This window comes from Rhodococcus sp. PSi06, from assembly GCF_054960675.1.
In genome coordinates, this window is record NZ_JBHNYO010000011.1 from 37,879 (window position 1) to 54,925 (window position 17,047).

Here is a 17,047-nt window from a genome sequence, read left to right on the forward strand (position 1 = left end):
CCATGTCACTGCCCGAAGTCTGGTTTCTGCTCATCGCGTTCTTCTTCGTCGGCTACTTCGTGCTCGAAGGCTTCGACTTCGGCGTCGGCATGCTCATGCCCCTACTGGGACGGCATCCCGATCCCGAGACGGGGGAGAAGCGCAGGCGCGCCGTCCTGAACACCATCGGCCCGGTCTGGGACGGCAACGAAGTTTGGCTCATCACCGCCGGCGGCGCTCTGTTCGCAGCGTTCCCGGAGTGGTACGCCACGCTGTTCTCGGGCTTCTACCTGCCCCTGCTGTTGATCCTGGTGGCCTTGATCCTGCGCATCTGCGCCATCGAATGGCGCGGCAAGATCGACGACCCGGTGTGGCGTCGACGCTGCGACATCGGTATCGGCATCGGCTCGTGGGTTCCGGCAGTGCTGTGGGGCGTCGCGTTCGCCAATATCGTGCGCGGAGTCGCGATCGACGCGAACAAGAAGGTCACCGCAGGTTTCTTCGATCTGATCAACCCGTACGCAGTGCTCGGGGGAGTAACGATGGCGGCGGTGTTCGCACTGCACGGTGCGGTCTTCATCGCGCTCAAGACCTCGGGGGACGTCCACGAGGACGCGGTGAAAATGGCCGTGCGACTGTCGGTTCCGGCAGCACTCATCGGTGGAGCATTCGCGCTGTGGACACAGCTCGCGTACGGCAAGACCTGGACCTGGGTGCTCATCGCGGTGGCAGCAGTGGCACTGCTGCTCGTCGTCGCGCTGACGGCGAAGGTACGCGAAGGCTGGGCCTTCGTCTTCACCTGCATTGCCATCGTTGCCGTCGTGGTGCTGCTGTTCGCATCACTGTTCCCCAACGTCATGCCGTCGAGCACCGATGCCGCCTTCGATCTCACCATCGCGAACGCGTCGTCCAGCCCGTACACGTTGAAGGTGATGACCTGGGCCGCAGCCTTCGCAGCACCCGTCGTCATCGGCTACCAGGCATGGACGTACTGGGTCTTCCGGCAACGCATTTCGAGTGCTCAGATACCCGATTCGATCGGACTGTCGGTGAAATCGTGAGTGCGCCCACTCGACCGAGAGGGCCGATCGATCCCAGACTGTGGAAGTACTCCCGCTCGGCCCGCGGCTACCTCGTCGCGACAGTCGCGCTGTCGACCGTGGGCACTCTGTGCATCGTCGTGAGCGCGCTCGAGATCGGCCGCGTTCTGGCCGGCGTCATCACCGACCCGGCGGCCAGGTCGGTGTCCGACTGGACGGCGGAGCTGGCGGTGCTGGCATGTGCGACGGCAGTTCGCGTGCTCGCCACGGCAGCTCAGTCTCGATACGCGCACCGCTCGGCATCTCGGGTGGTGGCCGAGCTCGAACTCGAGGTACTCACCGCTGCAACCGCGTTCGATCCTCGGGAGCTCGACGCCGAACGTGACGAGTTGGCGGTCGTCGTGACCCGCGCCATCGGTGGATTACGTGCGTACCTGACCGGCTACGTACCGGCTCTGGTGTCTGCCGTTATCGTCACCCCAGCGGTGCTGATCGTCATCTTCGCCCAGGACATCACGTCGGCGGTGATCATTGCAGTGACTCTCCCGCTGATTCCGATCTTCATGATCCTGATCGGCCTGCTGACCAAGGGGCGTGCGGCTGCGACACTCGCCACGATGACTCGGCTGACGGCTCAGTTGCTCGATCTGTTGGCGGGTTTGCCGACGCTGCGCGCGCTGAGGCGCGAACACGGCCCCGCGGCTCGTGTGCGGGCACTGGGCGACGCGCATCGACGAACGACGATGCGCGCGTTGAAGGTTGCCTTCCTGTCGTCCATGGTTCTGGAACTTCTCGCGACCCTGTGTGTCGCGCTGGTGGCCGTCGGTATCGGACTGCGGCTGGTGTTCGGGGAGATGACACTCGAAGCAGGACTCGTCGCGTTGATCCTCGCACCCGAGGTCTACCTCCCGCTTCGGGCCGTGGGCACCCAGTTCCACGCGGCCGAGGACGGCGTCGAGGCCGCGAGTCGAGCCTTTCGAGTACTGGATCGGAGCACGGTTCGGCCGAACGGGGGCAGAACCGTCGACGCCTGGGCCGCGGACATCGAACTCGACGGGCTCAGCGTTGCCAGTCGGGACGGCGAGGCTCCGGCCGGGCTGAGCGCGGTATGCCGTGCGGGGACCGTCACGGTGTTGACCGGACCGAACGGTGCAGGTAAAACGACTGCGCTACAGGCGATCCTGGGACTGACCTCGCCGTCGAGTGGATCGGTGAAGATCGGCGGAGTGCCGGTGGCCGACCTCGACCTCGCCCAGTGGTGGGCACAGGTGGCGTGGCTCCCACAGCGGCCGGTGTTGTTGCCCGGCACCCTCTACGAGAACGTCACCCTGCACGGTCTGCCCGATTCGGATGCCTTGGACGCGGCGTGCCTTTCGGCCGGCTTCGACGAGGTTCTCCGAGATCATCCCGACGGCTGGAACACTCGTATCGGGCAGGGCGGAGTGGGTCTCTCGCTCGGCGAACTGCAGCGTCTGGCGCTCACCCGCACCCTCGTCTCGACTGCGCCGGTGATGATCCTGGACGAGCCGACTGCGCATCTCGATGCAGTGCGCGAAAAGACTGTGCTGCAGGCTGTTCGAGACGCGGCCGACCGGGGTGTCACCGTGGTCGTGGTCGGTCATCGGCGGTCGGTTCTGCACGCCGCCGACCGAGTGGTCGACGTGCGCCGTGACGCCGCCCGGCAACCGGAGTTCGATCATGTCTGACCTGCGCCGAGCCTTGACATTGTTGGGGCTCTCGCCGCGGCGCGTGGCGGTGGCAGTGGCTGCCGGAGTGGCGACGCTCGGTAGTGCGCTGGCTCTGGCCGCGCTGTCTGCGTGGCTGATCACCCGAGCCTGGCAGATGCCGCCGGTGCTGGACCTGTCGGTAGCCGTCGTAGCCGTTCGGGCACTGGGTATTTCGCGTGGCGTGTTCAGGTATCTCGAACGTTTGACCACCCACGACGCGGCGCTGCGCGGAACGACGGCAGCCCGCACGGGAATCTACGAGAGATTGGCGAACGGGAACGGCGCGATCGCTCTGCGACGTGGAGACGTGCTCGCTCGCACCGGGGCGGACGTGGACGTGCTCGGCGACGTCGTGGTGCGGGCCATCGTGCCCATCTGTGTCAGCGTCGTGATGATGCTCGCGGCGGTGGGTCTGCTCGCCAGTATCGCGCCTGCTGCCGCCGCGATCCTGGCCGTGGCACTGCTTGTCGCCGGAGTGGGCGCTCCGATGCTGGCAGCGCAGTCGGCACGGATGGCCGAGGAATCCGGTGCCGAGGCAGACGCGCGGTTCGCCGAGACGGCCGTCCGCGCACTCGACCATGCGGCGGAACTACGAGTGGCCCGGCGATTGGACGCGACACTCGCCGAAGCCGATGTCGCAGCCCGGGATTCGGTGGTGGCACGCGACCGCGCCGCCCGTCCGTCGGCCCTGGCCGATGCCGCTGGGCCGTTGTCGATCGGAGCGTCGGTGATCGGATCGTTGCTCGTCGGAATCGGCCTGTACGGACCGGACGGCGGTACCTCGGGCGGGATGACGCCGATGGCCCTGGCGATCGTCGTCTTGGTTCCACTGGCTGCATTCGAGGCGACCGCAGCGCTCCCCGGGGCGGCGATCGCACTGATGCGCGGACGAATCGCGGCTACCCGAATCATGACCATGCTCGATGCGGCTCCGCCCCATGTGACCAGAAGCTCGACCCCTGCTACGAACGTCCGCGCACATGCGCGAAGCGCTCTCATCGGGCCCAGCGGATCGGGAAAGACGACGATGTTGCGCGCACTCGCCGAGGAATACGGCTCGGAGGCAGCGCTGTTCGCGGAGGACGCGCATCTGTTCGACACGTCGATTCTCGAGAATCTGCGGGTGGTGCGGGGCGATGTGGACGAACACCAGGCAACGCAGGCACTGCGACGAGCGGGTCTCGGCCCGTGGCTCGACGCATTGCCCCGCGGCGTGCACACGAGGTTGGTCGGCGGCGCGCAGGCGGTGTCGGGTGGAGAGCGCCGTCGACTGCTGCTCGCCCGTGCACTGTTGAGTACCGCGCCCGTCGTGCTGTTGGACGAGCCGACCGAGCACCTCGACCGACACTCCGGCGAACAGATACTGCGAGAACTCCTCACCACCGACGGCGGGCTGTTCGGAGCCGAGCGAACAGTGGTGGTCGTCACCCATCAGTTGCCCGAGAACACCGACGCCGACCAGGTGATCGACCTCGGAAAACGGACTGCGAAAAAACCCTTTGCCGACTCCGGATCTCCGGCGTACGTTGGGAGTACACGAGAGAGGAGGTGGTCTGAAGTTGATGAACTCTAGGACGCGTGAGGTGGCTGTCAGCTAGCCGCTATCGCTGACGGATTCACTGCGAAGACCGCGCGAGCGGCAAGCGAATCCCAGGCAGCTACCCGGCCCCCGAGCCCCCGACCTGTCCGGTCGGGACCTGAAATCAGGTATGGCTCGGGGGCCGTTCGCATGCAACGAGCAGAAAGAAAGTCAGCCGATGTAGCGCGACAGACGTGCAGACAACCGCGGTGCGAGTGGGCCATCGGCGACGACACGTTCCTCGACGTACGCCAGATCGCCTCCCTCGACGATTCCGTACAGTCGGCGTGCACCGCCGACCAAGGCACCCGAGGTACTGCGGATGACGACGTCGGTGGCGAGTTCCCAGGACGACTTGGTGAGCGCGTGTCCGTAATAGAGTTCAACGACCCCGGTGCTGTGGCTGAGCAGGAGTTCGATGACCTCTTCGTCCTCGGAACCCTTGAATCCATTGCCACCGCTGACCCGCCAGAATCCGCTCTCGCGGAGGTCGGGGTGCGCGTAGTTTCCGTCCGAATCCAGCCGCCAGGAGCGCGACTCCCAGCTCAAGTAGCTACCACCGTCATGGGTGATCACGATCTGCTGCCCGAAGGGGTAGTCGGTACCCAGCTCGGGATCGTGCCCCTCGCCTTCGCCGCGCCACACTCCGACGAGCGGCAGCAGGGCCAACATCGACGGGTGCAGGTCGGGCCCGAGGCGGAGATTCGCCGTGTCGTCGGGGTGCGGGATGTCCGGTAGCACCGGGACGTTGCGCGTCGACGCCTCGGCGAACTTCTGTTCGGCCGCCGCTATCGCTTCGTCCCCGCTGGTGACGGTGGCGTCGCGACTCTCGTCGCCCCTGCCTTCGTCAGCACTGCCGGGTTGCCCCGCAACCGGATCCGTCACGATTCGTCGTTGACCAGTCGGTAGACGACGTAGAGCGAGAAGGCGATGATGGCTATTGCCGCAAGGACCAGCAACAACTCGAAGAAGATGACCACGGTACGGAGTTTAACCCGCGACCGGCTCGATCGATGACAACGGCCCTTCCGGTGGGCTGTGGCATTGGTGACACACCACGCTCGCGGTGGCGCGTAGTGCTCTGTATCACTCGTAGTGATGGCGAAATCGGCGCGAGCATGTACCTTCTTCCCGGGGGCGTCGGGCTCTTGTGCGCCATTGCCGACGTATCCACCGTCTGGTGAAGGCTGTTGGGTTGAAAGCTGGGGAGGTCTCTGCAGAAATGCTGCGTCGTAAGCGTGTTCTGACATCGTCGTTCGGTTCCGTGTTGCTCCGATCGGCGGTCGTCTCACTGGCGTTAGCGCTTGCAGCTCCCGCTGCTGCGCTGGCCGCGCCGGATTCGGGCTCATCGGATTCTGGCTCGTCGGAGTCGGGTTCGTCGGACTCCGGTTCCGCCGATTTCGGTTCGTCTCGGGGGCCGAACATCGATCCCAACAACTACGCGCAGGACTGCCCGGACGTGCTGCTGTTGGCAGTGTCCGGAGCCACCGACTCGGCCTCGGATCGTAATCCGCTCAACGAAGAAGCTCAGACGATCGCGTCGAACTGGGTCGGTAACGTCACCGTTCCTGTCGGTGAGGCGAATGCGGACAGCCCCGGTTCCGTCGGCTGGCTCTACGTGCCGTATTCCTCGACGTACGGCTTCGATGTGCTCGACAACGTGCCCACCTACCAGGAGTCGATCGCCGACGGCATCGCCTCGACCAATCGCCTGATGGACGAGTACAAGACCAAGTGCGGTGAGAAGACCAAGTTCGCACTGCTCGGGTACAGCGTCGGCGGTGAGGTGCTCGATCGAGTGTCGGTCGACCTCGGACATCGTGATCGAAACGCACTGGTCACGTCCGACGACGTCGTCGGCGTCATCATGGTCGGGTCGCCCTACCGCCCCGCCGGTGTACCGAACTTCGGGGACGAGCCGGGCCAGTCGCTCGGCGGCTTCATGGACCAGTCGCCCCGGGACTACGGTTCGATGACCGACAAGATGACGTGGTCGTGCCGGCCCTACGACCTTGCGTGCGACGCGCCGGACAAGATCGAATTACTTCAGCTGGCGCTCGGCGTGCTGGGTCAGATGCGGTTGACCCTGCTCAACCCGGTACAGACCGTCTCCGATTTCGGACGGACGGTCGCCACCATCGCCACCCGCGCGATCATCGACATCGCCACGAACAAGTCTTGGCTCGAATCGGACGAGACGCTCCTACAGGTCCTGGTCAAGGTGTCCGACCGGCAGTATCAGGTGGACGACGCGCAGGCCGTCGCGGCGCTGTCACCCGACCAGCTCCTGGCCGATCTCAACTGGGCGCTCGGCCCGGGAGCGGAGACCGTGAAGGCGAAGTTGCGCGCCGAGGGCGAAGGCCTGGTGGACAACAACAAGGGCATCGTCGACGTCGTCCTCGGTCCGTACCTGGCGATCGGCTTCCTGCAGCACCTGTCCTACTGGTACAACGATCCCAACGACGGCGTCGAATGGGAGAGCGAGAAAATGGTCGCGTGGGTGACCGATCTCGCGCGCACCGAACGGGAAAAGAAGAACACTCCGCCGGCCGAGGCCCCGGCTGTTCCATCGGCACCCGAAGCACCCGAAGCACCAGCGCCGGCCCCGGAGCCACGATTGCTGCCGGAACCTGGAACGCAGACCCGCGTCAGTGACCTCGGTGCTTTCCTCGAGTCGCAGGGCATCCCGCTTCCGGAGGGACTGTTCCCGCCGCAGTACTCCACCGTTCCCGAACCGGTACCGGCCACCGGCTAGGACCCAACAAAAGAACCCCGCACCTGCCGAGCAGGTGCGGGGTTCTTCTCTTGTACGAGCGGTGAATCAGACTCCGACGGTGACGTCGGCCGAGTGCACGCCTGCGCCCTCGGGCGCTATGACGGTGTCTCCGTTGCCCGACGCGGACAGCGCACGCAGCGTCCACTGACCGGGCGCGGCGAAGAAGCGGAAGTCTCCGGTGCCCGACGCGACGACCTCGGCGGTGAATTCGCCGGTGCCGTCGAGCAGGCGCACGAACGCGCCGGCTACCGGCTCACCGTCGCCGGCGAGGACGCGACCGGTGATGACCGTTTCCTTCTCCACGTCGACGCCTGCGGGGATGGTCTGGCCCTGAACGGGTGCTCCACACATATCAGTGAACCTCCAACTCGATGGGTGCTCCGACGAGGGAGCCGTACTCGACCCAGCTGCCGTCGTAGTTCTTGACGTCTTCCTTGCCCAGGAGCTCCTTGAGGACGAACCAGGTGTGGCTCGAACGCTCACCGATACGGCAGTAGGCGATGGTGGCCTTGTCGTCGTCGTAGCCCTTGGCCTTGTACAGCTCTTCGAGCGCGTCGTCGGACTTGAACGTGCCGTCCTCGTTGGCGGTGGTGCTCCACGGGATGTTGATCGCCGACGGCACGTGGCCACGCTGCTGGGCCTGCTCCTGCGGCAGGTGCGCCGGGGCGAGGATCTTGCCGGAGAACTCGTCCGGCGAACGCACGTCGATCAGGTTCTTGTTGCCGATGGCGTCGATGACCTCGTCGCGGAAAGCGCGGATCGACAGGTCGGGAGCCTCGGCGCGGTACTGCGTGGTCTCCCGGCTGACGACGTCCTTCGACAGTGGGCGTCCGTCCAGTTCCCACTTCTTGCGTCCACCGTCGATGAGCTTGACGTCCTGGTGGCCGTAGAGCTTGAAGTACCAGTAGGCGTAGGCGGCGAACCAGTTGTTGTTTCCGCCGTACAGGACGACGGTGTCGTCGTTGCCGATGCCCTTCGCCGACAGCAGGTCCGAGAACTGCTCCTGGCCCAGGAAGTCGCGGCGAACCGGGTCCTGCAGGTCCTTGCGCCAGTCGAGCTTGACCGCACCTTCGATGTGTCCGCCGTCGTAGGCGCTGGCGTCTTCGTCGACCTCGACGAAGACGATCTTCGGTGCGTTCAGGTTCTGCTCGGCCCAGTCGGCAGAGACCAGGACGTCGGAGCGAGCCATGGTGTTCCTTTCGGTCTTTCTTGTACGGATCGGAGGAAGGGGTGTCAGGACAGGAGTGGAGCCTGCGACACGACCCGGTTCAGGAGGTGCTGCGTACTCGCGCCGCGAGAGGGTAGATCATGCACCCGAGGCAGACTGCGAACGCGGCGTTGAGGAACGCCGCGAACAGGGCGAAGCCCGCTGCCACGGTGCCGACGACAGGAGCGCCCAGCGCGAAGCCGAGAACTCCGACGGCGGCGAACACGAATCCCACCAGCTGAGCGAACTTCAACGGAGCCACCGGCTCGCGTTCGCTGGTCGGGGAGAGCCGTGGTGCGACGAACGTCGCGAAGATCGTGCCGTACGGACTGTGCTTGGGTCCGCGGACGGCTCCGATCGCGAACACGATCGCCTGTAGCCCGAGCAGGATTGCCGCTGCGGGGACCGAGAACGTGGTCAGGAGAAGTACGGCGACCAGGACGGCGGTGGTGATCCACGCTGCGAAGCGCGGGCCGCGGACGTCGACCTGATCGATCGTGGGTGAGTCGGTATGGGTGTCGGGTGTCGACATAGAGAAGTACTCCTGTGCGGGGCCGGGGCACGCCACCTGGGCAGTGCTCGGACGAGGATTCCTGTCTTGGGCCGACATCACGCATGGGCGTGGCGGCAGAAGGAAATCAGCAGCAGCGACAGCAACAACCGCCCAGTCGGCACAGATCAACCGTGCGTCGACTGGTGAGCATCAGCTCGTGGCGGGAGAACACGAAGAGCATCTTACCCGCTACCAGCGGCGCGTCGAACCGCCGGCCCGATCGCGCGTGGTCACAGAGCGTCGAGCGCGGACCGCAGCGCCGCCGCCGACGGAACTCCGGCAATTCGGGAGCGCCGACGCAGGTCTGCGTCGAGCACGAATGTGGTGGGCAACGACAGCACTCCCAGTTCGCGAGCGAGAACCGGGTGAGCATCGATGTCGAGTTCCACTTCGCGGGCCCCACTGCGGTCGTTCAGTACCTGCCCGACGACACGACGGACGGCCGCACACGGTCCGCACCAGTCCGCCGAGAAGTGCAGCACGGTCGCGGTGTCGGTCGTGACGCCCGCCTCGAGCAGAAGCGGTCGTAGAGCGTCCGTGTCCGAGTCGTCGGTGCGCACTGCTCGCACGGCACCGGATCGGCTGCGGAGAAACAATCCGGTAGCCACGGCAAGGGCCGCCACGACCAACAGAACTGTGATCCCTGTCACGGCTTGTCGATCTCGTTGAGGTCGATGGTCACGTTGTCGCCCGAACCCTCGATGACGATCTGCGACCCCTCGGCGTACACGTCGGTCGGAAGCAAGCCGAACGGCAGGTTCTGCCGCTCGATGGTCTTGGTGAACAACCCGAGCACCGTCGGCTTGGCGAAGTCGGGAATCGTGAAGTCCGCTCGACCTTCCGGACCGAAGTAGAAGTCCGATGCCACGATGGCGACGCTGTCTCCTTCGAGCAGCAGGTCGGCTTCCACGCTCACCGTCGTCTGCAGCGGGCCGACCGGCACCGTTCCGGTCAGGACCACGCCTCCGGTCGTCGTCTTGCCCGAGCCGCCGGAGCCGCCCGTACCGTCGGACTTGTCGGCCGGAGGCGCGGAAACCTGCAGGTCGACGATGCCGAGGAACCGGCCGAGGTCGGTTGCCTCGATGCGAACCCGGCCGTCGAGCTCGTCGACCGGAATGGCCCGCACGTTGTTGTCGATCAAATCCGACAGCGCGATGTGCACTCCGCGCAGATTGGCCTCGATCGTCGTCGAGCCGACGTATTCGGTCGGTACGTCCTGAGCCCTGATCTCGATGTTCTGGTAGCGACCGTTCGCCGCCTGGGTCAGGAACGGGAAGCCGTGCACGATCACCTGGGGGTCGGAGGTGAGCTCGCCCCCGGCGCGAATAGCGCGCGAGACCCGGTACTCGGAATAGGCCGCCGCACCGAAATCGACGACGAGTGCGAGGGCCAGCAGGCTGACGAGTCCGATGAGAAGTGTGCGCACGCGTCCATTGTGACCGACGGGTGCCGCACTGCCCGCTTCGGCCGGTTGTACGGACAAGCTAGTCTGTGTCCTTGACGAACACTCCAATCCAGCTCGGGTTGGACCGGCCAGCAGCAAGAATGGAGACGCAGTGGAGCTCCTACTACTGACCTCCGATCCCAATCCGGAGGGCGTTCTTCCGTCCCTTGCTCTTCTCGCCCATCACGTACGCCCGGTGCCCACCGAGGTCTCCTCGCTTCTCGAAGCGGGTTCGGCCGACGTCGCACTCGTGGACGCCCGCACCGACCTGGCTGCGGCACGTGGTCTGTGCCGTCTGCTCGGCAGTACCGGATCGGCCATCCCCGTCGTCGCCGTCCTCACCGAGGGCGGGCTCGTGGCCGTCAACTCCGACTGGGGCCTCGACGACATCCTGCTTCCCGGTACCGGCCCGGCCGAGTTGGACGCGCGGCTGCGACTGTTGGTCGGCCGCAGCGGCGGCGTGGCGAGCCCGGAGACCTCGGGCAAGATCACGCTCGGCGAATTGATCATCGACGAGGGCACGTACACCGCGAGACTGCGCGGGCGTCCGCTCGACCTGACCTACAAGGAATTCGAGCTGCTGAAATACCTGGCTCAGCACGCAGGCCGGGTGTTCACGCGCGCCCAGCTGCTGCAGGAAGTGTGGGGCTACGACTTCTTCGGTGGTACGCGCACCGTCGACGTCCATGTTCGACGCCTGCGTGCCAAGCTCGGCACCGAGTACGAATCGCTCATCGGAACCGTGCGCAACGTGGGATACAAGGCAGTCCGGCCCGCACGCAACTCCAAGGGTGGCCCAGCTGCGTCGGGCGACGCGGGCGGGGATGCCGACGATGCGGATTTCGAGTTCGAGCAGGAGAGTACGCTCTCGTAGATGAGTTCGGATACTGCGTTCGACGTCCACCCCATCGACGGCAACGCACCGTCTTCCCGCGTCTCCTACGAAATTCATCAAATCCTCTCTCGGGCAACCGAAGTCGACGGCACTGCACCGTTGTCCGAGCAGGCCGTCAAGGCTGTCGACGCGGGTGACGATATCGCTCGTCTCGTCGCCACCGACGGTGATCGAGTCGTCGGGTACGTCGGGATCGCCGACGGTATGGCCGAGGCGGTCGTGGATCCGCCGTATCGTGATCGCGGTATCGGCCGTCGATTGGTTTCCGGCGCACTCGATCTCGGATCCGAGACGCGAATCTGGGCTCATGGAAACTTGCCCGCGGCGCAGTCCGTAGCGGCTCGACTCGAGTTGAAGGTCGTTCGGGAGTTGCTGCAGATGCGTCGGGCATCGGCGACTCCTGATCTTCCCGATGTCGTTGTGCCGGAGGGTATTACGCTTCGTACCTATCGTGGTCATCAGGACGATGCAGAGCTGCTGCGGGTCAACAACGCGGCATTCTCGTGGCATCCCGAGCAGGGTGGTTGGACGGACCGCGACATTGCCTCGCGGCGCGACGAAGCCTGGTTCGATCCGGCAGGTCTGTTCCTGGCGTTCGAGGAAGGCAGCGACCACCTGCTCGGCTTTCACTGGACGAAAGTGCACGCGGCGGACAACAACGACCCGGCCATCGGTGAGGTGTACGTGGTCGGTATCGATCCGCAGTCCCAGGGCCGTGGACTGGGCCGGGTGCTGACGCTGGCGGGTCTGCACTATCTGCGCGGTCGTGAACTGGAGCAGATCATGCTGTACGTCGAGGCAGACAACACTGCCGCCGTGCACACCTACACCAAGCTCGGGTTCGAGAACTATCACGTCGATGCTGCGTACGGGCGCACCTCGTAAACGGACATTTCCAGCACGGTGTTCATCTTCCGTTCACCCACGCGGGGGTAAACGTCTACCACCTGCCCCTACCTTTCTCTCTGGGCGGCAACCCACGCCGCCTGGTGCGAGGTTTCTTTCGAGCCGGCACCCACACAGTCACTGCTCGGCCGATCAGGCCCGAGGCGTGAACACGGCCCAAGATTCCTCGGAGGAAACAGGTGAACCTCAAGCGCAACGGTGCTCTCATGAGTGCAGTGGCAGTCAGTGCCATGTTGCTGGCCGCGTGCGGTAGCGACGCGAACGTCGCCACCACGGACGGCGCATCGCAGTCCTCGGCTACCTGTGAAGGCAAGTCCCCGCTGACCGGTGAAGGCTCGTCCGCACAGCAGAACGCCATGTCCAACTTCACCTCGATCTACTCCGGCGTCTGCGCCGGCAAGGCCGTCGAGTACACCACCAGTGGCTCGGGCAACGGCCGCACGCAGTTCGTCGCCGGCCTGGTCGACTTCGCCGGCTCGGACTCGTCCATCAAGGACGATCAGGCCGCGCAGGCAGCCGTGCGTTGCGCCAACAACCCGGCGTGGAACCTCCCGCTCGTCTTCGGGCCGGTCGCAGTGGCCTACAACGTCGACGGTGTCGACAACCTGGTTCTGAACCCGGACGTCATCGCGCAGATCTTCACCGGCAAGATCACCACCTGGAACGACCCGGCCATCGCCGCACTCAACGACGGTGCGACGCTGCCCTCGACCGCGATCACCCCGGTCTACCGCTCCGACTCCTCGGGCACCAGCGACAACTTCCAGCGCTTCCTCGCCGCATCGGCTCCCGAGGCCTGGACGCTGAACCACAGCTCCGACTGGGCCGGTGGCGTCGGCGAAGGTGCCAACGGATCCTCGGGCGTTGCCCAGGCCGTTGCTGCTACCCCCGGCTCGATCACCTACGTCGAGAAGGGCTTCGCCGATCAGGAGAGCCTGGGCAAGGCTGCCGTCGACTTCGGCAACGGACCGGTCGAGCTGAGCAGCGAGACCGCGGGCAAGGCAATCGACGCCGCGAAGTTCAAGGGTGAGGGCAACGACCTCGTCATCGACATCGACGGCCTGTACGCCAGCGACGAAGCCGACACGTACCCGCTGGTTCTGGCGACCTACGAGATCGTCTGCTCGAAGGGCTACGACGCCGACACCACGGCAGCCGTCAAGTCGTTCCTGCTCAGTGCTGCCAACGAGGGCCAGCAGGGCCTCGAGGAAGCCGGCTACGTGCCGCTGCCCGACGCATTCAAGGAACGCCTGGTCACCGCTATCGAAGCGATCGCCTGATTCAATGAGACGTAATCCTGCTTCGGCTCGCGACACCGCGGGCCGAAGCAGGACCGTCCTCGACCCCCACACGAGACAGTGAGCGGTATGAGCGACACCCACTCGATGACCGGCGTCCCCTCCGCGGCTACCGTGCCCTCCGCGGGTGCTGCGCACCAACCGGAAGAACCACAATTGTCAGACAAGAAAACGTCGGGAACCGTCACACGTCCCGGTGACCGGATCTTCTCCGGCCTGGCCACGGGCTCGGGCATCTTCATCATCGCCCTGATCGCCGCCGTGGGTATCTTCCTGCTCTGGCGCGCGATCCCCTCACTGTCGAACAACACGGTCAACTTCCTGACCTACAACGGCGCATGGGACACCTCGAACACCTCGGCAATGGTGTTCGGTGTACTCGATCTGTTCCTGGTCACCGTCACCGTGTCGTTGTTCGCGCTCGTTCTCGCGATGCCCGTCGCACTGGGCATCGCGATCTACCTGACGAACTACGCCCCCAAGCGCGTCGCCGGACCGCTCGGCTACATCATCGACCTGCTGGCCGCGGTCCCGTCGATCGTGTTCGGTCTCTGGGGCCTGTACGTACTCGCGCCCGCCATCAGCCCCTTCGCGGAATGGCTGAACTCGTCGCTGAGCTGGTTCCCGCTCTTCAGTACCGGCTCGGTCTCGATCGCCGGCGGCGGCACCATCTTCACCGGCGGCATCGTGTTGGCCGTGATGATCTTGCCGATCATCGCCGCCGTCACCCGCGAGGTGTTCATCCAGACGCCGAAGGGCCAGGTCGAAGCGGCACTCGCGCTCGGTGCCACGCGCTGGGAAGTGGTGCGCACCACGGTCATTCCGTTCGGCAAGTCCGGCTTCGTCAGCGGTTCGATGCTCGGTCTCGGCCGCGCACTCGGTGAGACCATCGCGCTCTACATCATCATTCGCAGCACTCAGGCGACGTTCGGCGGAACATTGTTCGACGGCGGTTCCACATTTGCGACCAAAATCGCGCTGGCAGCAGGCGAGTTCAACAACCCGCTGCAGGCCGGTGCCTACATCGCCGCCGGTCTGGTGCTGTTCATCCTGACCTTCGTCGTCAACGCCGGTGCCCGCGCCGCCATCGCCGGAAAGAAGGACTGACCCATGACCGCAACCATGGACAAGCCCGTCAAGGAACCCACGTTCCAGGGCGTCAGCGCGCGGCGTAAGGCGTCGAACCTCGCGGCGACGATTCTGGTCAGCCTCTCGGTGCTCATCGCACTGGTTCCGCTCATCTGGGTGCTCTACACGGTGATCTCCCGTGGACTGTCCGCAGTGGTCGCACCGGCCTGGTGGCAGAACTCGCAGGCGGGCATCACCCAGTTCATCGCGGGGGGCGGGGCGTACCACGCGATCGTCGGCACCCTCCTGCAAGGCCTGTTCTGCGCCGTCATCTCCATCCCGATCGGCATCTTCGTGGCCATCTACCTCGTCGAGTACGGCGCAGGGACCCGACTGGCCAAGGTCACCACGTTCATGGTCGACATCCTCACCGGTGTGCCGTCCATCGTCGCGGCTCTGTTCATCTACGCGCTCTGGATCGCCACCTTCGGATTCCAGCGGTCGGGTATCGCCGTCGCTTTCGCACTGGTGCTGCTCATGATTCCGGTCATCGTGCGGTCGGCCGAGGAGATGCTGCGCATCGTTCCGCAGGACCTGCGCGAGGCGTCGTACGCCCTGGGCGTACCGAAGTGGAAGACCATCGCCAAGATCGTCATCCCGACGGCGCTGTCCGGCATCGTCACCGGCATCATGCTGGCGCTGGCCCGCGTGATGGGAGAGACGGCTCCGGTGCTGATCCTGGTCGGCTCGGCCACCGCGATCAACTTCAACATTTTCGAGGGGCCGCAGACGTCACTGCCGCTCATGATGGTCGACCTGCAAAAGGCAGGAACCGGCGTGCTCACCGCGGAGCGCATGTGGGGAGCAGCCCTGACGCTGATCCTGATCGTCGCAATACTCAACATCGGCGCGAAGTTGGTCTCGAAGTTCTTCTCGCCCAAGAACTTCTGACCCACCCGACTCCAGAGAATCCTAAGGAATCAGAACATGGCAAAGCGTCTCGATCTCAAGGACGTCAACATCTACTACGGCAAGTTCCACGCCGTCTCCGACGTCACTCTGGCCGTCCCGCCGCGCAGCGTCACGGCATTCATCGGACCCTCGGGTTGCGGTAAGTCCACGGTCCTGCGCTCGCTCAACCGCATGCACGAGGTCACTCCCGGTGCCCGCGTGGAGGGGTCGGTGCTCCTCGACGGTGAGGACATCTACGGCAACGGCGTCGATCCCGTGGGTGTGCGACGCACCATCGGCATGGTCTTCCAGCGTCCCAACCCGTTCCCGACGATGTCCATCAAGGACAACGTCGTCGCAGGCCTGAAGTTGCAGGGTGGCCGCGGCAAGAAGGAACTCGACGAGATCGCCGAGCGCTCGCTCAAGGGTGCCAACCTCTGGAACGAGGTCAAGGACCGCCTCGACAAGCCCGGTGGCGGCCTGTCCGGCGGTCAGCAGCAGCGGCTGTGCATCGCTCGGGCCATCGCCGTATCGCCTGACGTGCTGCTGATGGACGAGCCGTGCTCGGCACTCGACCCGATCTCGACTCTGGCGATCGAGGATCTGATCCAGGAGCTCAAGCAGGACTTCACCATCGTGATCGTCACGCACAACATGCAGCAGGCTGCGCGCGTGAGCGATCAGACCGGATTCTTCAACCTCGAGGCCACGGGCAAGCCCGGCAAGCTCATCGAGATCGACGACACCGAGAAGATCTTCTCCAACCCGACGCAGAAGGCCACCGAGGACTACATTTCCGGCCGCTTCGGATAACCACACACCACGAAGAGAACCCCCGCCGAGCGAAAGCTCGACGGGGGTTCTTCTCGTTGTGCGTCTGCCTCGATGCGGTCATCGAGTAACGCTGCCGGACAGCGCTACTCGATGACGGGGTTACTACGAGGCGGGAATGTTGTTCTGGTGCAGGTCGGCCGGAAGCTGGCCGGTGACCAGGAAGATCACTCGCCGGCCGACCTCGACCGCGTGATCGGCGAAGCGTTCGTAGAAGCGCCCCAGCAGAGTGACGTCCACTGCGGCGGCGACGCCGTGACTCCAATCCCGGTCCATCAACACGGTGAAGAGGTGACGGTGCAGGTCGTCCATCGCCTCGTCTTCCTCCTGCAGCTTGGCGGCGCGCTCGGGGTCGCGTGTCTCGAGGACCTCGCGCGCGGAGGCACCGATCTGAACGGCGAGGCGGCCCATCTCGGCGAAGTACCCGTTGACGACCTCGGGGAGGGCGTGGTTGGGGTGCCGGCGACGGGTGATCTTGGCGACGTGCAGGGCCAGTGCGCCCATACGGTCGATGTCCGCGACGATCTGGATGCCGGCCACCACGGACCGGAGATCGCCTGCGACCGGAGCCTGCAGCGCAAGAAGTGTGAAGGCCTTCTCCTCGCACACCGCACTGAGCTCGGTGATCTTGTCGTGCTCGGAAATGACCTGCTCGGCGAGCAGCAGGTCTGCTTGGAGGAGTGACTGGGTGGCCTTTTCCATGGCCGCACCAGCCAGGCTCGCCATCTCTCCGAGGAGATCGGCAAGCTCGTTCATCTGTTCGTTGTAGGCGACGCGCATGAGCGAAGTTTAG

17 protein-coding genes are annotated in these 17,047 nt (G+C 65.1%); 10 read left to right on the top strand and 7 right to left on the bottom strand.

Translation table 11 applies throughout. From position 1 onward, the window contains the following. Nucleotides 1–2: 2 nt before the first annotated feature. Genes cydB through ACFI9K_RS15420 form a run of 3 tightly spaced genes read left to right on the top strand, consistent with a single transcriptional unit; the run spans nt 3 to nt 4,319 of the window. The gene (gene cydB / locus ACFI9K_RS15410) at nt 3–1,040 is read left to right on the top strand and encodes a cytochrome d ubiquinol oxidase subunit II (RefSeq protein WP_462664313.1); all 1,038 of its coding nucleotides are present in this window, start codon (nt 3–5) and stop codon (nt 1,038–1,040) included. Continuing rightward, complete coding sequence (cydD, locus tag ACFI9K_RS15415) at nt 962–2,725, top strand: thiol reductant ABC exporter subunit CydD (RefSeq protein ID WP_462664314.1); 1,764 nt, start codon at nt 962–964, stop codon at nt 2,723–2,725. The genes cydB and cydD overlap by 79 nt, the downstream gene beginning before the upstream one ends. Continuing rightward, complete coding sequence (locus ACFI9K_RS15420) at nt 2,718–4,319, top strand: ATP-binding cassette domain-containing protein (RefSeq protein WP_462664315.1); 1,602 nt, start codon at nt 2,718–2,720, stop codon at nt 4,317–4,319. The genes cydD and ACFI9K_RS15420 overlap by 8 nt, the downstream gene beginning before the upstream one ends. Before the next feature lie 177 nt (nt 4,320–4,496). Here ACFI9K_RS15420 and ACFI9K_RS15425 read toward each other — a convergent pair whose 3' ends face one another. Continuing rightward, on the bottom strand, nt 4,497–5,117 hold the full coding sequence (locus ACFI9K_RS15425) for a heme-binding beta-barrel domain-containing protein (RefSeq protein WP_462664461.1): 621 nt from the start codon (nt 5,115–5,117) through the stop codon (nt 4,497–4,499). Between the two features lie 388 nt (nt 5,118–5,505). Between ACFI9K_RS15425 and ACFI9K_RS15430 the strand changes: the two genes are divergently transcribed. Further along, nucleotides 5,506–7,080 (top strand): cutinase family protein, encoded by a 1,575-nt coding sequence (locus ACFI9K_RS15430; protein WP_462664316.1) that lies wholly within the window; start codon nt 5,506–5,508, stop codon nt 7,078–7,080. Nucleotides 7,081–7,146: 66 nt separating this feature from the next. On the opposite strand, the gene ACFI9K_RS15435 is transcribed toward ACFI9K_RS15430, so the two are convergent. From ACFI9K_RS15435 to ACFI9K_RS15455, 5 genes are all read right to left on the bottom strand, one after another. After that, nucleotides 7,147–7,452, bottom strand: coding sequence for a DUF1416 domain-containing protein (locus ACFI9K_RS15435; protein WP_032376387.1), 306 nt, complete (start codon nt 7,450–7,452; stop codon nt 7,147–7,149). Between the two features lies 1 nt (nt 7,453). Then, nucleotides 7,454–8,290 carry a sulfurtransferase gene (locus tag ACFI9K_RS15440; protein WP_462664317.1) on the bottom strand — a complete coding sequence of 279 codons (837 nt, stop codon included), beginning with the start codon at nt 8,288–8,290 and terminating at the stop codon, nt 7,454–7,456. A gap of 79 nt (nt 8,291–8,369) precedes the next feature. Further along, nucleotides 8,370–8,840 (bottom strand): DUF4395 domain-containing protein, encoded by a 471-nt coding sequence (locus ACFI9K_RS15445; protein ID WP_462664318.1) that lies wholly within the window; start codon nt 8,838–8,840, stop codon nt 8,370–8,372. A gap of 251 nt (nt 8,841–9,091) precedes the next feature. After that, nucleotides 9,092–9,511: a thioredoxin family protein gene (locus ACFI9K_RS15450; protein ID WP_462664319.1), complete on the bottom strand. Its 420-nt coding sequence runs from the start codon at nt 9,509–9,511 to the stop codon at nt 9,092–9,094. After that, on the bottom strand, nt 9,508–10,287 hold the full coding sequence (locus ACFI9K_RS15455) for an LmeA family phospholipid-binding protein (protein WP_462664320.1): 780 nt from the start codon (nt 10,285–10,287) through the stop codon (nt 9,508–9,510). The genes ACFI9K_RS15450 and ACFI9K_RS15455 overlap by 4 nt, the downstream gene beginning before the upstream one ends. 130 nt (nt 10,288–10,417) lie before the next feature. Between ACFI9K_RS15455 and ACFI9K_RS15460 the strand changes: the two genes are divergently transcribed. The 6 genes from ACFI9K_RS15460 to pstB all read left to right on the top strand — a co-directional run bounded on the left by ACFI9K_RS15460 (nt 10,418) and on the right by pstB (nt 16,236). Next, on the top strand, nt 10,418–11,179 hold the full coding sequence (locus ACFI9K_RS15460) for a winged helix-turn-helix transcriptional regulator (protein WP_462664321.1): 762 nt from the start codon (nt 10,418–10,420) through the stop codon (nt 11,177–11,179). Then, nucleotides 11,180–12,085: a mycothiol synthase gene (gene mshD / locus ACFI9K_RS15465; RefSeq protein ID WP_462664322.1), complete on the top strand. Its 906-nt coding sequence runs from the start codon at nt 11,180–11,182 to the stop codon at nt 12,083–12,085. Nucleotides 12,086–12,285: 200 nt separating this feature from the next. After that, nucleotides 12,286–13,386, top strand: a complete 1,101-nt coding sequence (gene pstS / locus ACFI9K_RS15470; RefSeq protein WP_462664323.1) for a phosphate ABC transporter substrate-binding protein PstS — start codon at nt 12,286–12,288, stop codon at nt 13,384–13,386. An 87-nt stretch (nt 13,387–13,473) separates the two neighbouring features. Then, the gene (pstC, locus tag ACFI9K_RS15475) at nt 13,474–14,511 is read left to right on the top strand and encodes a phosphate ABC transporter permease subunit PstC (RefSeq protein ID WP_462664324.1); all 1,038 of its coding nucleotides are present in this window, start codon (nt 13,474–13,476) and stop codon (nt 14,509–14,511) included. A gap of 3 nt (nt 14,512–14,514) precedes the next feature. Further along, nucleotides 14,515–15,423, top strand: coding sequence for a phosphate ABC transporter permease PstA (gene pstA, locus ACFI9K_RS15480; protein WP_462664325.1), 909 nt, complete (start codon nt 14,515–14,517; stop codon nt 15,421–15,423). Between the two features lie 36 nt (nt 15,424–15,459). After that, on the top strand, nt 15,460–16,236 hold the full coding sequence (pstB, locus tag ACFI9K_RS15485) for a phosphate ABC transporter ATP-binding protein PstB (protein ID WP_032376397.1): 777 nt from the start codon (nt 15,460–15,462) through the stop codon (nt 16,234–16,236). 123 nt (nt 16,237–16,359) lie between these two features. On the opposite strand, the gene phoU is transcribed toward pstB, so the two are convergent. Next, on the bottom strand, nt 16,360–17,034 hold the full coding sequence (phoU, locus tag ACFI9K_RS15490) for a phosphate signaling complex protein PhoU (RefSeq protein ID WP_462664326.1): 675 nt from the start codon (nt 17,032–17,034) through the stop codon (nt 16,360–16,362). Nucleotides 17,035–17,047 lie beyond the last annotated feature (13 nt).

What these genes read in the sequence shown, in the direction of transcription:
- cydB (WP_462664313.1), top strand. Translation starts at nt 3, where the DNA reads ATGTCACTGCCCGAAGTCTGGTTTCTGCTCATCGCGTTCTTCTTCGTC.
- cydD (WP_462664314.1), top strand. Translation starts at nt 962, where the DNA reads ATGGACGTACTGGGTCTTCCGGCAACGCATTTCGAGTGCTCAGATACC.
- ACFI9K_RS15420 (WP_462664315.1), top strand. Translation starts at nt 2,718, where the DNA reads ATGTCTGACCTGCGCCGAGCCTTGACATTGTTGGGGCTCTCGCCGCGG.
- ACFI9K_RS15435 (WP_032376387.1), bottom strand. Translation starts at nt 7,452, where the DNA reads ATGTGTGGAGCACCCGTTCAGGGCCAGACCATCCCCGCAGGCGTCGAC.
- ACFI9K_RS15440 (WP_462664317.1), bottom strand. Translation starts at nt 8,290, where the DNA reads ATGGCTCGCTCCGACGTCCTGGTCTCTGCCGACTGGGCCGAGCAGAAC.
- ACFI9K_RS15445 (WP_462664318.1), bottom strand. Translation starts at nt 8,840, where the DNA reads ATGTCGACACCCGACACCCATACCGACTCACCCACGATCGATCAGGTC.
- mshD (WP_462664322.1), top strand. Translation starts at nt 11,180, where the DNA reads ATGAGTTCGGATACTGCGTTCGACGTCCACCCCATCGACGGCAACGCA.
- pstC (WP_462664324.1), top strand. Translation starts at nt 13,474, where the DNA reads ATGAGCGACACCCACTCGATGACCGGCGTCCCCTCCGCGGCTACCGTG.
- pstA (WP_462664325.1), top strand. Translation starts at nt 14,515, where the DNA reads ATGACCGCAACCATGGACAAGCCCGTCAAGGAACCCACGTTCCAGGGC.
- pstB (WP_032376397.1), top strand. Translation starts at nt 15,460, where the DNA reads ATGGCAAAGCGTCTCGATCTCAAGGACGTCAACATCTACTACGGCAAG.
- phoU (WP_462664326.1), bottom strand. Translation starts at nt 17,034, where the DNA reads ATGCGCGTCGCCTACAACGAACAGATGAACGAGCTTGCCGATCTCCTC.